This is a genomic window from Weizmannia sp. WK01 (assembly GCF_025905465.1).
GTDB classification, from domain to species: domain Bacteria; phylum Bacillota; class Bacilli; order Bacillales; family Bacillaceae_C; genus Weizmannia; species Weizmannia faecalis.
In genome coordinates this window covers 2,899,273-2,914,917 of sequence record NZ_CP109616.1, presented here as the reverse complement: position 1 = coordinate 2,914,917, position 15,645 = coordinate 2,899,273, and the positions used below count along the sequence as shown (strand labels likewise).

At 46.9% G+C, this 15,645-nt stretch carries 9 protein-coding genes; 4 read left to right on the top strand and 5 right to left on the bottom strand.

Annotated elements, in window-relative coordinates; all coding sequences use genetic code 11:
• Positions 1-6: 6 nt before the first annotated feature.
• From OF158_RS13980 to OF158_RS13960, 5 genes are all read right to left on the bottom strand, one after another.
• Complete coding sequence (locus tag OF158_RS13980; RefSeq protein ID WP_014097295.1) at positions 7-1,170, bottom strand: TIGR02678 family protein; 1,164 nt, start codon at positions 1,168-1,170, stop codon at positions 7-9.
• On the bottom strand, positions 1,170-2,660 hold the full coding sequence (locus tag OF158_RS13975) for a TIGR02677 family protein (protein ID WP_035183778.1): 1,491 nt from the start codon (positions 2,658-2,660) through the stop codon (positions 1,170-1,172). Before OF158_RS13975 ends, OF158_RS13980 begins: the two co-directional genes overlap by 1 nt.
• Positions 2,661-3,221: 561 nt before the next feature.
• On the bottom strand, positions 3,222-6,146 hold the full coding sequence (locus OF158_RS13970) for a YhgE/Pip domain-containing protein (protein WP_035183783.1): 2,925 nt from the start codon (positions 6,144-6,146) through the stop codon (positions 3,222-3,224).
• Between the two features lie 142 nt (positions 6,147-6,288).
• Entirely contained in the window at positions 6,289-6,873 is a 585-nt protein-coding gene (locus OF158_RS13965) for a TetR/AcrR family transcriptional regulator (protein ID WP_017550125.1), read from the bottom strand.
• A 364-nt stretch (positions 6,874-7,237) separates the two neighbouring features.
• Positions 7,238-8,806 (bottom strand): multicopper oxidase family protein, encoded by a 1,569-nt coding sequence (locus OF158_RS13960; protein WP_014097300.1) that lies wholly within the window; start codon positions 8,804-8,806, stop codon positions 7,238-7,240.
• Positions 8,807-9,277: 471 nt separating this feature from the next.
• Between OF158_RS13960 and OF158_RS13955 the strand changes: the two genes are divergently transcribed.
• The 4 genes from OF158_RS13955 (at position 9,278) to OF158_RS13940 (ending at position 15,527) form a co-directional block, all read left to right on the top strand.
• Positions 9,278-10,294, top strand: a complete 1,017-nt coding sequence (locus tag OF158_RS13955; protein WP_035183786.1) for an asparaginase — start codon at positions 9,278-9,280, stop codon at positions 10,292-10,294.
• A 1,157-nt stretch (positions 10,295-11,451) separates the two neighbouring features.
• Positions 11,452-13,152, top strand: coding sequence for a sensor histidine kinase (locus OF158_RS13950; protein WP_172653407.1), 1,701 nt, complete (start codon positions 11,452-11,454; stop codon positions 13,150-13,152).
• Entirely contained in the window at positions 13,112-13,861 is a 750-nt protein-coding gene (locus OF158_RS13945) for a LytR/AlgR family response regulator transcription factor (protein WP_014097305.1), read from the top strand. The genes OF158_RS13950 and OF158_RS13945 overlap by 41 nt, the downstream gene beginning before the upstream one ends.
• A gap of 430 nt (positions 13,862-14,291) precedes the next feature.
• Positions 14,292-15,527 carry an L-lactate MFS transporter gene (locus OF158_RS13940; protein WP_035183800.1) on the top strand — a complete coding sequence of 412 codons (1,236 nt, stop codon included), beginning with the start codon at positions 14,292-14,294 and terminating at the stop codon, positions 15,525-15,527.
• Positions 15,528-15,645: the final 118 nt, after the last annotated feature.

Here is a 15,645-nt window from a genome sequence, read left to right as displayed (position 1 = left end):
CTTCTGTCACGGTTCCTCATCCCCTTTCTCAAAATCAGCCGGATACTCGCCTGCAAGCACGCCCAACAGCGGTTTTATCCGGATCAGTCCCGCTGCTTCATCCGTTTCCGCCATCATCCATTCTTTCATCATTTCGAGCAATTCCGCACATACCGCTTTTGTACCGGCATCTCGAAAATGTTTCGACCACCCGCGTTCAAGGCGGGTGCGCATATCGTCTATCACCGCTTCCAACTCGCCTTCCGTAAGCAAAATTTCCCCCGCTTCATTGGGGACATATTTTTCCGGATGGTCGTGTAGCGTCTTAGACAACTGCAGCATCAGATCCGTGGAACCTTTTGCATTCGGGTAAACATGATGGTAACTCCGCGGTTCTGCGGCAGATAAAAATGCAGTGTTTTTGAAAACATGGAGTTTATAATGGCTGTGTTCTTCAATGTCCTCCAAAAGCCGGTTGCGGAAATTGCGGATATAAAGAAAATCAGGGTCCTGCATATCTTTCCGGTGCAGGCCAGGTGAGAAAAACAATTTCCGATACACCCGCTTACGCCGTTCATCTTCCTGATTTTGTTTCCAGTCTTCTTCAAGGAGCCCGGTCCAGTCCGGATAACTTGTAAAATCATCCGGAAAGCTTCTTAGAAAATAGCGGCTGTAAACGGTCGCTTCATATAGGACTTCCTGGTCTTCGTAAGTGTCGAACCTAGAAATATCGCCGTCTATTGTGCGAATCAGACTGAATTCCATCAGAGCCTGGACTGCCCGGATGAGCGACTTCCGATGAAGATAAAGCGTCCAGTCCAGCTCATCTTCTACAGGATAATTGTTTTGGATTTCCTGGCACATTTCCGACAAGAGAAACTGTTCATCCACCGCTTTTCCTTCCAAAAAGGAGAGCGCACAGCAAAAAATTGCATAATCCATCGGCTCCTGAAAATGCAGGATGCCCATCCAGCTTTCCGGTTCCACCGGGATTTTTTCGAGTTTGATAAAATGCTGATGGATGATCAGCCTAAGGCCAAATTTCTCGCTGATGTAACGGCGCAGCACTTTTTCGCGTTCGCGGATGAGCTGGTACCAGTCCGGGTGCTCGGACCGCAAAATCCAATAATGATGGAATAACAAGTCCATTCCCTGCACCGCTTTTTCATCAAAAATTTGTAACGGATCCATCAGCGCTCTCCTCCTGATCGTTCAAATACGACATCCGGCATGATCAGTTTCCCGTCTTCTGCATCGAGTGTGATGAGATGATCCGGATTCATCGCAACTCTTACGGTCATCCCGTAATCCGTTTTTACCTCATGGTTTTTCGCTGCCATTGATTTTCCAATCCAGCCGAGCAGCACTTTCCGGACAAACGGTTCTACGGTTCCAATTTCTGCAAGGCGAATCTCTCCGTTTTTCATGTATTTTTCAATCAGCTGTTTTTCCTGTTCGCGCTCTTTTAAATAGGCGAGCCGCTGTTTTTCTTTCTGTTCATGATTAGATCGGAAAGCGCCCGGCTTTGTTTTCTCGCGGTACCGGTTCGTTCGCGGCTTGATTTGCCGCATCTCCGGCTGTTCTTCCCATGTCTCGGCATGAAGATTGTCCGTTGTCGCTTCCTCCAGGTGCAAATGCCTTACTGTCATCGTCCCGAACACGATCGATGACAATTGATGGGCCTCTTCAAGATTGCGGCATTCGGCAAACCATTTGGCCAGATGCAAATAATCTTTTTTCCGGCTCCGGAAATGTTGCTGGCGTTCACTGATCCGTTGTACATAACGGGCCATTCTCCGGATCATCTCATTTGTTTGCATCTGCAACATTTCCAATTCACTTTGGGAAGAGCTGCCCCCAAGAAACCACCGCCGCAAAGACCCCCAGTATTCGTGGAACTCTTCCAGCCATTCTTGTTCGGAAGCTGCCGTATCTTCCAATCGCGGAATTTGGCGCCTGTGTTCCACGAGTTTTTCAAAAAACGGTGCCAATCTTTGCCCATCCAGTTCACGCAGTCTTCCCCTGATTTGCAGGGAAGTTTTTTGCAACGATACGATAAAATCACGCAAATAAGCCGTAAATTGGTTTTTATATACGAGAAAGGCTTCCGTCTGCATCCGTTGTGACGTCTTTTCGCTGTTGATATAAGCGATGTAATCCGCCGTATTCGTCCGGATGGTCCCGAAAAAGTGAAAAATGTCATCCCAAATATGCATGTAATCGGCTGCAGGTTTATTCAATGGCTGTTCCAGTTCCTCTTCCAGTTTTTCCAAAGAGGCGAGTAGGCGGTCAAATTGCGAACGTTCGAGCGATCCTTGGAACTGGTCTCCCAATTTTTCAAGCTGGATCAGCATCCGCTCGATTTCTACCGTGTAAGGTGTGCACTGGTAGCGGAATCTTTTTTTCTTATATTCTTCGATTGTTTTGGCATTGGTCATATCCTGGCGAGCAACCAGATTATTCCATTTCACAAGCTGGGCCAACTGCTGGTGCAGCTGTTCTTCCGCATAATCCTGGAAGGCCGGGAGCGAACGCAGATATTCGAGCACTTCCTCCGGTGCAATAAAGTCGCGCATCCTTTCATGTTGTCGATAAAAGAAGCGCAAAATCACACGGTATTGGGCGGCCGAATCCGCCGTCAGATAACTCGCTTCGACAACTTTCTTCATGATCTGATCCATTTCGTTTCACCACATTTGCTTGTATTACTTCTATTGTATAAGATTCGCAGGAATTTTGGCATGGAAAATATGTTTTTGTGGTTTTTTATCCTGGACTTAAATATGGCTGCTGCCAGGTGCATAGCATGGGGGGAGGGGCAAGTACAAAAATGAAAAGCGGAATCTTTACCGGCAGCCTGTACTGTTCCCGCGCTCTACGTGAAGGAATCTGAAAAACGGCAAGCTGTCTTCACTTTTATCCAAAAAAGGAAGCGCATCCCAAAAACCAGCGGTATCTACAAAAATCAATAGAATGCTTCCGGAACCGGTGCGGGCTGAAATAGATAAATTGAACTCAATTTTACTGCTTCTTTATGTGTTACAAGAATCCATGTTTATCCTGATCGTAATGGATTTTGACGCGAAAAACTTAAGTTCAGTTTATATAGAAAGGCTGCCCGGCCATTACACCGGGCAGCCTGTTAAATCTGTTATGAGCCGGCCAGAGGAAATGTCATGCTCGGCATCCAATTTGGTACGAGCCGGCCAGAGGAAAATTGCCCCCGCAGCTCGGCCGTCACTTTAAACTTCTTTTGCTACGGCATGTTCATGCAACGCCCCGTACTGGCGGCGGTAACGGATGACAAAGTACAACAGGGTGAGGATTTCGGCAGCTGCGATATAAATCAGTAGGATGCCGGCGTTTTGCCACATCACGTCGAACTCTCCGCTGGAAACCACCGCTTTAAATCCGCGCACGCTGTAGGTCATCGGCAACAGCGGGTTAAACCACTGGATGAATTTCGGAATGACTTCCAATGGAAAAGTCCCCGCGCTGCTCGTCAGCTGCAGGATTAAGATAACAATGGCAAGGAATCTGCCAGGGTTTTGCAAAAACGTAACCAAAAATTGAATCAGCGCCATAAAGGTAAAGCTTGTTAATACCGAGAACAATAGAAACAATGGCACATTTTTTACATGAATGCCGACACCCGAAAGGATGATCACATCTGCAATGACCGATTGCAGGATGCTGACAATCAGGAGTACGCCCAATTTGCTGAAAAACCAGCTGATGCCGTTTTTCGGGATGCCTGCCGATTCAACGAGCGGGTAGACGATTGTCAAAATCAGTGCCCCGATAAAGAGCCCAAGGGATAAGAAGTACGGCGTAAAGCCGGTACCGTAATTCGGCACCCTGTCGTAATGCGTTGTATGAAGGTTGACCGGATCGGCCATCATGTTGTACGTTTTGTTATTTGCCTGGATCTTGCTTGCTGTGTTGGCAGCATCACCCAGTTTGTTTTTCAGTTCCGCCGTCCCGCTCTTTAATTGTTTTGTCCCGTCAGACAAACGACCGGAACCGCTGTTCAGCTCTTTTATGCCGGATGCAAGCTGCCCGGATCCGGATGTGAGCTGTCCAGTTCCAGATGCGAGCTGTCCGGTGCCGTTTGCAAGTTTTTCTGCGCCTGCTGTGAGCCGCGCTGAACCAGACTGCAGCTCGTTTGTGCCGGAAACGAGAGAACCGGTCCCGTTTTTCAATGCAAAAGAGCCGTTTACAAGCTGTGAAGAACCGGATTGCAGCCGGCCTGTGCCTTCTGCGAGCGCTGATGAACCGTCTGCCAGCTTTCCGGCGCCTGTGGCAAGGGTTCCCGCCCCGCTATTGATCTGTTTCAGGCCGCTTGCAAGTTTTTCTGCGCCTGTTTGAAGGCCGACTGCCCCGTCATTTGCTTTTTTCAAATTCGGGATAAACTGGTTCTGTAAACCGGCAGTATAGGTCTGTTCGCCGGCATTTAAAGCCGCAATCCCGTTATTTAAGTCCACGGCGCCTGCGTAAAGTTTGTGCAAGCTGCTTTTGACTGTTTCTTTCGAAGGATCCTTGTCATTTTCAATATTGGCGTTCAGCTCTGAAATGCCCGCTGTAAGCTGGTCAAAAGCCGGATTCGTTTGGTTTGAAATGCTTGCAGCAATCGCATCTTCAGAAGGAATCGCAGCTTGGGCTTTTTGTTTTATCTGGTTAAATGGCTCGCTTAACCCTGCGTTGATTTCGGCTTGCAATTTATCCCGCACGTTTTGTTTCCCGCTTTGAATACGATTTTCAGCCGCCTTCTTCATTTGTGCGATTTGCGCATCGGGCAGGTTTGCTTGTTTCCCCAATGTTTCCACAAGTTCGTCTGTTTGTTTAATTTGTTCTTCTGTCACTGAATCGGCAATTTGGGCAGCCATTGCGCTGCTGATTTGGGATTGCGCGGATGTTAGCCCGCTATTGATTTGCCCGATGCCGTTATTGAGCTCGGTGGAAACGCCTTTTGCGACTTTGCTCGGCAATTCCGTTTTCATTTGCGTAACGCCTGCATTGAGGCGTGATGTGCCTTGTAAAAGCTGTGCCGGAATGGCTGTTTCTGCTTTTTTCATCTTTGATGTGAGCTGACTGCTTCCCGATGCAAGATCGCCTGCGCCTTTTTGCAGTTTTGTAGCGCCAGACAATAAAGAATTGCTGGCCGTTGTCGAAAGCTGGTTCAGGCCGGTGCTTAAAGTGGATGTGCCGGCTGCCAGCTTTTCTGCGCCTGAAGCTGCGTCAGAAATGCCTTTTGTAAAAGTAATGGAACCGGATGCCAGCTTTTCCAGATTTGCTTTCAAAGCTTTTGCACCGGTATTGGCTTGAGCCGTCCCGTTGTTTAACGAAACTGCGCCGGCATAAAGCTGGACTGCCCCGCCATTCAATTTTTGCGCCCCGTTCCCGGCTTTTACGATGCCTGCCTGAAGAACGGGCATTCCTTTGTTTAAAGCGGCTGCGCCTGAATTTACTGCGAGCGCCCCGTTGTGTACTTTTGTGCTGCCATTTTGCAATGAAGCAGCTCCGGAAAGCAACCGCCCCGTCCCTTGTTTTAACACCGTGACGCCGTTATCAAGTTTAACAGCGCCCTCGTTAAGTTTTGCGGCCCCGGTACTTGCGGTTTTAAAGCCGCCCGCCATTTTTTCGGCCGTTTGAAAAACCGATTCCGCATATGTTTTTGAAATTTCGTCCGCCATTTTTTCTTTTACTTTCAGCATGGCCGTTTCGCCGATTTGGCTGGACAGGAAGTTGTAGCTGTCATTTGGCATGTACTGAAGTTGAAGTTTTTCCGGATTTTTGTCCAATAAAGTGGTGGCGCTTTTGGAGAAGTTTTCCGGAATTTTGATCACCATATAGTATTGGCGGCCGCGAAGCCCGTCCATTGCCCGCTGTTCCGATACAAAATGGAAATCAAAGCCGTCGCTTTTCTTTAAGTTCGAAACCAGATCTTTTCCGAGTGTGAGCTGCTGTCCATCCATTTTCGCCCCTTCGTCCTGGTTGACGACCGCAACCGGCAGCTGGTCCATTTTGGCATACGGATCTTTAAATGCCCAGAGAAACATGCCGGCATACAGGATCGGCGCCAGAATGACGGCGATGAGCGGAATCAGGACTTTCGGTTGGCGGATAATTTGTTTCAGTTCTTTTCCAAATAAAGTATAGCCATTCATTTTGAATGCCTCCGTAAATAGATGACTAAATTGGTCATCCGGTCATTTTAGGGTAAAAAAATAATGAAGAAAACGAAAAAACATGCTGTCATAGCGTTCTGCTTCCATGGCTGGGCAGCGCATCAGATGGCACCCTTTGCGTTCATGAGCACACATGGCTTTCTGCCGATAAACCTTTAAAAAAATACAGTTCAAACAGTTTTGAAATCTCTTCTTTCGACAGGGGAGGATGATTTTTCTCCCAGTCAAAAATCAGGGCAATATACATTTTAAACATAATAAATGCGGTTAGTTTTGGATCGCATGGATAAATGTCGCCCTTTTGCACCGCCTCCCCAATGTACTGGCTGATATAGTTCAGAATGGATTCTTCCACGTGGTGGAGGGCATCCACTACTTCGGGTGTGCCAAGATTGACTTCCTCGTACAATTTGATGGCGAGCTGGTGCTTAAACCGGAACTCCAGCAATTGGTACAGCACGTGATGGACGTTTTCGTGAAAAGAATAACGCGCATCAATCGCTTCTTCGGCTGAATGTTTCATTTCGGCAATCAGGCTTTCCATAATATATTGGAGCAGTTCTTCTTTGTTTTTGAAAAAAGTATAAATCGTGCCTTTGCCGACGCCTGCCCTTCTTGCTACATGGTCCATCGTGGTCGCCTTGTAGCCAAATTCAGAAAAAGATTTCGCAGCTGCTTCCACAATCAGTTTTTTCCTGTCTGCCATTGCAACCCCCTCCCTTTTTTGACCAAATGAATGATCTGGTCAAGTAGTATATAAACGGCAAAAAAATAACGGTATGAATCCGCTTTCCGTTTTTAGTATACCAGATAGTGGCTAAACTTGCATGTGACAATTTTTTTAATTGCCGTTTTTTTGGCTCCCGGATAAATGGCCTTTTATGACAATTTATCCGGGGAACCAGGATTTTCGGGCTTGATTTACTTGAAAAACAACTTTTAATTTCGTCAAAATTGCCGGCGCCGGCTGGATTGAGGTTGTGTGATTTATTTGAAAAACAGCTTAGAAATCTCCGCTCGGTTAAAGTTTTACAAGCCGGTGTTGGTCTCCATTCGTTTGAAAGCAGCCTTTAATCCAAAAGGGGGCCGTCTGATGCCGGCAAATCCGGATCGATGACTTGGAACGGCCGCATCATATCGTAGTCTTCGTGTTCGAGAATATGGCAGTGCCACACGTAGTCGCCGGCATACGGGGAAAACCGCATCATAACGCGGGTGATCTGCCCGCCCGGTGCGGCAACGGTATCTTTAAAGCCGCGTTCGTTCGGTTCCGGCGGGGTGGCAGGGCCGGTGTATACGATTTGACCCGTTTCGTTATATAAATCTAAGTCAAATGGGCGGCGGTCCAAAATTTGAAACTGGATAAGATGGATATGGATCGGATGGGTAAAAGCCGTTGTATTGGCAAGCGACCAGATTTCGGTTGTGCCGAGCCTTGGTGTTTCCGTGACCGGATCCATCCATCTTTTTTTGTCCAGCAGCAACAGCGGGCGCCCGTATGAATCGGTTGCACCGGTTAGTTTTAAATGGCGGATGGCGCTTACGTTATGGCTGGAAGGAACCGGGATGGAAGATAAAGACCGCGGAATGCGGCTTGTGTCTTCTCCGGCAACCGGCAGCACAACTCTGAACTGCATCACATCGCCGGTTTGGTCGGCCGGATCGGCATTTGGACCGAGGTCATTTTTTAAAAGAATCGTCTGCCCAGCATATTCGGAAAAATCAAGGATCAAATCCGCCCGTTCTGCCGGTTCCAATGCCAGATTTTCAACTTGCACCGGCCGCCTGAGCAGCCCGCCGTCCGTACCGATCTGGTAAAAAGCCTGGCCGGAATCAAGGTATAACCGATAGGCCCGCGTGTTAGAGGCATTGACAATCCGGAACCGGTATTTTCGCGGTTCCACTTCCAAATAGGGCCAGACTTTACCATTTACAAGAATCGTGTCGCCGAGAAAAAACGGCACGACAGAGGGATCCGGTGTTTCGGGTCCCGGATTTTGCGGCTGGCGCGGATAAAAAAGAGATCCGTCATTGTTGAAAGTCCGGTCTGTAAGAAGCAGCGGAATTTCGTACTTGCCGGATGGCAGATGGAAAGCCTTTTCTTTTGGGTCGCGAATGATATACATGCCGGCCAGACCAGCATACACATTGAGGCGCGTAATGCCGATCGCATGGTCATGGTACCACAAAGTGGCGGGACGCTGGCTGTTTGTGTATTCATACACTTCTTTTTTAAAGTCCGGCCCGGTTTTGTTAAAATCGCGTGTAAACCAGGCTTCCGGATAGCCGTCGCTGTCCGGTTCAGTTTCCCCGCCGTGAAGATGCACAACAGTCCGCACTTCCGGAAAGTCTGTTCCCATCTCGTCTAAGATGGTGGTGTCCATCGGGAGGAAATGTCTTTGCGGCAAATGATTTGTCCATTTCACCCGTATCTTTTTCCCGTGTGGTACGTCAAAAAGCGGCCCGGGAAAGCTGCGGTTGTACCCCCATAATCTTGTCGGCCTTAAATCCCGGTGCAGCTTTTGCCAAAATTCTTCCATTGTGACTTCATAATATGCGATCCCGCCCTCTTCCCGCACCGGTCGGATTTTTTCCGCGAGCGGCAGGCGGTCAACAAACTTTTCTAAATTTGGGCTCAAACTCCCCACTCCCTCATCAATTGATGCCGTGCATTTCTAACAGAATATGAGCCATCAAGGCTTTTGGAAAGGGCGAATGGTACCGGAGGCGAAGATAACGTTTTTGCCTGAATTTGGCCGCCGTGTCAAAAGCATAGGCATGTTTGAAAAATGGTTGAGATGCGAGGGTATGTGTAAAATTTTACTCGAAGGAGCAAATGAATGGAAAAAAGGGAAGACACTCTATTATCTAAATGTACACAGCTAGATGAACATCTAGAGAGAGATCTTCCCATGGATATGATATCAATAATTGCTGGATGATTAAAGGGTACAAAGAGTCTTTATTGAATTTGAAGAACAGGTTAAAATTCTGATGCAGAAGGCTTTTACCCAATGAGTTGAAGACGTCAAAAAATTGAACGTTCACAGTAAAAAACATATAATAACCTATATTGGTTTCCGAGACAGTAAGAAAAGAAGGTGGCACAAATGAAAAAAATTTTGCTCTTGGCAACAGGCGGGACCATTGCTTCCGTCGAGGGGGACGAAGGGCTGAAACCCGGGCTTTCGGGAGAAGACTTGCTGAAATATTTTCAGCGTGCTGCTTTGTCTGCCGATGTCACCGCAAAGATATTAATGAACCGCGACAGCACAAACATGCAGCCGGAACATTGGGTGCAAATTGCTGAAGCAGTCGCGGAACATTACGAACAGTATGACGGCTTTTTGATTACACATGGAACGGATACATTGGGATACACATCGGCGGCCTTGTCGTATATGCTGCAGGGGCTGAATAAGCCGGTTGTACTGACGGGTTCACAGGTGCCGATCAGTTTTAAAAAGACGGATGCGAAGAAAAATCTTTTCAACGCCCTCCGGTTTGCTTGTGAGGAGATTGGCGGCGTTTTTGTCGTGTTTGACGGGCGCGTGATCATTGGCACAAGGGCGGTGAAAATGCGAACGAAAAGCTACGATGCGTTTGAAAGCATCAATCATCCGTATGTTGCTTATGTAACAGGGGACGAGGTGCACTATCATTGGAGGCCGTCACCCTCGGAGCAGCCGTTTCATATTGAGACAAGTCTGTCACCGGATGTCTTTCTCTTAAAATTGTACCCGGGCACAAAGCCGGAGATCTTTGATTTTTTAAAGGAACATTACCGCGGGGTGATCATTGAAAGTTTCGGGAACGGCGGGGTGCCGTTTGAAGGGCGCAACTTGCTGCCGAAAATCAAGGAATTGACCGATGCCGGGATTGCTGTTATGATTTCGACGCAATGCCTGGAAGAAGGGCATGATTTGTATTTGTATGAAGTCGGAAGAAAAGTCGCGCAATATCCGGTAATTGTTTCCGGGGATATGAATACGGAAGCAATTGTGCCGAAACTGATGTGGGCGCTGGGCAAAACGGACGATCCCGCTGAAGTGAAAAAGATCATCGAAACGCCGCTTGCTTATGATTTGTCACGGGATTGGGGGGGAAGCGCTCCGGAAAACGGCTGAAAGATTGCAATCGCCGCTTGCTTGGATTTGGCACGAGATTGGGAAAACGGTTGAAAGATTGCGGGAGGGGAAGTCTTTAGTTGAATGCATTTTAGCATCCCGCTGGAAAGCCCTTGTTCGCAGCGTTTTCCCGGCATTTTTTTGGCCCCAATTTTGTGCGGATTTTCACGTATCATCCCTCCACGCTCACTTTTGGCAAAATGGAGATTGCGCTTCACATAGAAGCGTTCTATGTGAAGGAAAGCCGAAAATTGGTGCTGCTTCCTTCACATAGAGTCGCTCTACGTTAAGCAAAGGCGAAAATTCGGACTGCTTCCTTAACATAGAGTCGCTCTACGTTAAGGAAAGACGAAAATTCGTGTAGCTTCCTTAACATAGAAGCGCTCTACGTTAAGGAAAGCCGAAAATTGGTGCCGCTTCCTTAACATAGAAGCGTTCTATGTTAAGGAAAGACGAAAATTCGTGTAGCTTCCTTAACATAGAGGCGCTCTACATTAAGCAAAGGCGAAAATTCGGACTGCTTCCTTAACATAGAGGCGCTCTACATTAAGGAAAGGCGAAAAACTGGACCGCTTCCTTAACATAGAGGCGCTCTACATTAAGGAAAGGCGAAAAACTGGACCGCTTCCTTAACATAGAGGCGCTCTACATTAAGGAAAGGCGAAAAACTGGACCGCTTCCTTAACATAGAAGCGCTCTACATTAAGCAAAAGCAAAAATTTGGGTGCCTTCCCGAACTTAGAAACGTCCCGCGTTAACATTCGATGAAAATATCATCGCTTTTTACATAGGACTGCACTATGTTCATTTTTCACAAAAACACAGGCCTTTTCTGCGTTTGCAAAAACCGCCGTCATAAATTCCATTAAATTTCATACCAACTGTGCGGGGAATTTAGTAAACTGGAGTTAGGAAACATTGAAAAATAGATGCTATATAAAATGAACAAAATATTACCGCTCTCTTGCCTACCGCAAAAAGTAGTGCTCAAACAAATGGATGCTCGGGCTATATGTAAAAACTTAAGTTCATTTTATATAGACTTTTATCACGAACTTCACGGTCCAGACCGGCCAAATTGTTAGGAAACATTGAAAATAGGCGCCAGATCCGGCCTTGAGAAGCAGTTTCCGGCATTCACGAGGGGGGGGAGCGCAGTGGAAAAGTCATTTGAAATGTTGCTGGAAATATTTGAGAGGGCTGCCCTTTTATTAACTTGCTTATTTTTTATCACGCGAATTCCGCGTTTTAAAGAAATTTTTCAACAAGAGCAGCCGTCTGTTTTTGAACTGAGTTTTATCACTGCCGTCTTTTGCAGTTTTGCAATCTTTGCGACTTACTCTGGCATTAAGGTGGACGGGTCGCTTGTCAACGTGCGGATTATTGCTATCGTATCAGGCGGCATCCTGTTCGGCCCGTGGGTTGGCATTATCACAGGCATTGTCTCCGGGTTGCACCGTTATTTAATAGATATTGGCGGGGTGACATCCATCCCGTGCTTGATTACGAGTATTACAGCCGGCGTCATTTCCGGCCTGATCAGCAGGAAAGTGAAAAATTCCTGGCGCTGGTTCGTCGGGATCGCAGCCGGGATGTTTTGTGAAATATTAACCATGCTTTTGATTCTTGTTTTTGCCCACCCGTTCAGCACCGGTGTGGATATTGTGTCCAAAATTGCCTTCCCGATGATCGCGGGGGACGTCAATATCGGATTGATTGTTCTGCTGATTAAAAGCGTGGAGGGCGAGAAGGAATTTGTGGCGGCAAAACAGGCGAAACTGGCGCTTGATATTGCCAATAAAACGATGCCTTATTTCCGCGCCATCAATGCAGAATCGTTAGAAAAAATCTGCGCCATTATTAAAAACGAGATTCGCGCCGATGCGGTTGCCATCACCGATACGAAAAAAATCCTGGCTTATGTCGGATTCGGGCAGGAAAGGTACCAGATCGGTCATGAAATTATCAGTGATCTGACAAAAACTGCGATCAAAAGCGGGGAAATCACGATCCGCAACCATATCCAAGACCAGCAGACCCCGCAGATCCAGTGCCTGCTGATTATTCCGTTAAAAGAGCGGGATGAAGTCACCGGCACATTGAAAATTTATTATAAAAAAGCGAACAAAATCACCTATTCCCTGCAGACAATGGCAATCGGCCTTGCCCAGATGATTTCGACGCTCATGGAAATTTCGCGCATCGAAGAAATCAAAGAAGAAGCCAATAAAGCGGAGTGGAAGGCGCTCCAGACAAAAATCAACCCGCATTTTTTGTTTAATGCGTTAAATGCAATTGCTTCCACGACCCGCAGAAATCCCGATAAAGCAAGAAAATTAATCATGAACTTATCCGGTTTTATGCGTTATAATCTTGAATTGACCGACGATTTTATTGATATTAATAAAGAACTGCAGCAAGTACGCGACTATATTGAGATTGAAAAAGCGAGGTTCGGCAGCCGCCTGCAGGTTGAATATGAGATTGACGTCGTATCCGTGCTGATCCCGAGCCTAATTATCCAGCCGCTTGTGGAAAATGCGATCAACCACGGGATTTTAAAAGTAAAAGGGCCAGGAGTCGTAAAAATCTCCGTCAAAGAGGCAGGAGATAAAGTACGCATCAGTGTGACGGATACAGGGGCAGGCATTCCGGAAGAAGTGATTGAGCATGTTTATCAGGATAATATGCCGGTCACACAGATTGGCCTTTATAATGTCCATCGCCGTGTCAAACTGATTTATGGAAACGGTCTGGTCATTAGAAGGCTGAATCCCGGAACAGAAGTTTATTTTGAGGTTCCGAAGGTGGGAGAATATGAAAGCCATTATAGTGGAAGACGAAATACCGGCACGTGAAGAATTGGCGTATTTGATTGAAACGTACAGTGAGATTGAAATTACCGATTGTTTTGAAGATGGGCTGGATGTGTTGAAATTTTTGCAGGAACATGAAACAGATGCGATTTTTCTCGATATTAATATTCCTTCCCTGGATGGCATGCTGCTGGCAGGCAGCATCAGCAAATTTGCGCATAAACCGTATATTATTTTTACAACGGCTTATAAGGAACACGCCGTCCAGGCTTTTGAACTAGAAGCATTTGATTATATTTTAAAACCGTATGAAGAAAAAAGAATTGCCGCCATGTTGAAAAGGCTCGAGGCTGCGTATAAAAGAGAGCATTCATTGCTGGGGGAAGAAGGGGCTGTGCCGCGAAACGGCGGGCTGCACCGGAAAGAGCGGGTGAACTTGCGCAAGGGCGAGAAAATTATTGTGGCGGATGCAAACGATATTTTTTACTGCGCCGCCCAGGAGAAAATCACGCTTGTTTATACACAACAGGAAACGTTTGAAATGCCCATGGCGATATCAGAGTTCCAGTCTCTTTTGCCTGAGGATCTTTTCTTTCGCTGCCATCGTTCTTATCTAGTGAATTTAACAAAAATCCGGGAAATTGTGCCGTGGTTCAATCAAACGTATTTACTCCGCTTAAACGGGATGGATGCGGAAATTCCGGTAAGCAGAAGAAATGTGAAACAGTTTAAAGCGCTGATGCATTTTTAAACGAAAGTGAAAAGCGGCCGGCATGAACACGAAAAGTGCATGCCGGCTTTTCCTGTTTTTCCAGGACGGGCGTGACAAAATTAGCATGGTCTGTTTTGCGCACTGCGGCCGTTCGCACGTGAAAAGTTAGAATGCCTGCTTTCCGATAGGCCATCCTCCAAGGGGTTGCACTGAAAAAGCGGTTATGGCTTGCTTCCGGTCATACCGTTTGCGCATAAAAGTTGGCATGTCTGCATCTATCCATATGCCATCTTGAATGGACATATAGCGCGAAAGTTTCAGGAAGCGGTTGGTCCTATGCCGTCCATTCCTTTTTGTATACCGTTTATTCCTTTTTAAAGCATTCTCGTTCCGAAAATGCGTTCCCTCCTTATTTTCGTACTATAATTTGAGCTGTAGAAAAGGACAGAAGAAACGGGAGGAACCGGACATGTTAGAACAAAAAGCAAACCGCAGCCTGATTGTATTGGGGACGATGATTGTGCAAATGGGGCTTGGGACGGTTTATACTTGGAGTTTGTTTAACCAGCCGCTTGTTGATAAATTTGGATGGCAATTGAGTGCCGTATCGACGACATTTTCCATTTTAAGCCTGGCACTTGCGGTATCGACGTTGTTTGCCACAAAATTACAGGCAAAATGGGGTCTGCGCCGCTTGGTTGCTTTTTCCGGCATTTTGCTTGGCGCAGGATTAATCTTGAGTGCATTTGCACCTACACTTTGGATGCTCTATCTGTTGGCAGGGCTTATCGTTGGTTATGCTGACGGGACAGCTTACATCACGACTTTATCCAATTTAATGAAATGGTTTCCGGATAAAAAAGGCCTCGTTTCAGGCATCTCCGTCGGGGCGTACGGGACTGGCAGCCTGGTATTTAAGTTTATAAACGGTGCCGTCCTCAGTTCGTTTGGCGTCACACAGGCTTTCCTTTGCTGGGGAGTGATTGCGATTGTCATGATCACCGGCGGATCTTCCCTCTTGAAAGAAGCAGAAAATGTAACCACATCCGGTACTGTATCCAAACAACCGGCCGGAAAAGATTTTACCATCAAAGAAATGCTCAAAACGAAACAAGCTTACCTTTTATTCATTGTATTCTTCACTGCATGTATGAGTGGTTTGTATCTGATCAGCCTTGTAAAAGACATTGGCACGAGGCTTGTCGGGCTGGATGTTGCGACGGCCAGCAATGCAGTTGCACTCATTGCCGTTTTTAACACAATCGGACGGCTCATTCTCGGCGGTTTATCAGACCATGTTGGAAGAATGAAAGTGGTATCAGGGACGCTGCTTGCAACGGCCATTGCGGTTTCCGTTTTAAGCTATGCCCACTTAAATTTCGCCTTGTTCTTTATCTGTGTTGCAGCGATTGCTTTCGGTTTCGGCGGAAATGTCACCGTATTTCCGGCTATTATTTCAGACTTCTTCGGTCTGAAAAATCAAAGCGCCAATTATTCAGTGATTTACCAAGGGTTCGGCATCGGCGCATTATCCGGATCGGTCATTGCTTCTCTTCTCGGGGGCTTTATGCCGACATTCCATGCGATCACGATTCTCTGCCTGATCTCTTTTGCGATTACGCTTTTCATTAAATCACCGGCTGAAGAAGCAGCCCGCACACACGGGGTTCGACGGAGTGTTGGTCGTGCCCAGCATTCGCATTAAAGCTGGCTGTGCGCTTCAATTATGAACAAACAGCTTGTATGAAAAGAAAAAGGGATTCGTGCTTGAATCACGGTCCTGACGGATAAAAAACCCGCTGGCTGCCCAGCGGGTTTTTCCG

What these genes read in the sequence shown, in the direction of transcription:
- OF158_RS13980 (WP_014097295.1), bottom strand. Translation starts at nt 1,170, where the DNA reads ATGGATCCGTTACAAATTTTTGATGAAAAAGCGGTGCAGGGAATGGAC.
- OF158_RS13975 (WP_035183778.1), bottom strand. Translation starts at nt 2,660, where the DNA reads ATGGATCAGATCATGAAGAAAGTTGTCGAAGCGAGTTATCTGACGGCG.
- OF158_RS13970 (WP_035183783.1), bottom strand. Translation starts at nt 6,146, where the DNA reads ATGAATGGCTATACTTTATTTGGAAAAGAACTGAAACAAATTATCCGC.
- OF158_RS13965 (WP_017550125.1), bottom strand. Translation starts at nt 6,873, where the DNA reads ATGGCAGACAGGAAAAAACTGATTGTGGAAGCAGCTGCGAAATCTTTT.
- OF158_RS13955 (WP_035183786.1), top strand. Translation starts at nt 9,278, where the DNA reads ATGAAAAAAATTTTGCTCTTGGCAACAGGCGGGACCATTGCTTCCGTC.
- OF158_RS13945 (WP_014097305.1), top strand. Translation starts at nt 13,112, where the DNA reads ATGAAAGCCATTATAGTGGAAGACGAAATACCGGCACGTGAAGAATTG.
- OF158_RS13940 (WP_035183800.1), top strand. Translation starts at nt 14,292, where the DNA reads ATGTTAGAACAAAAAGCAAACCGCAGCCTGATTGTATTGGGGACGATG.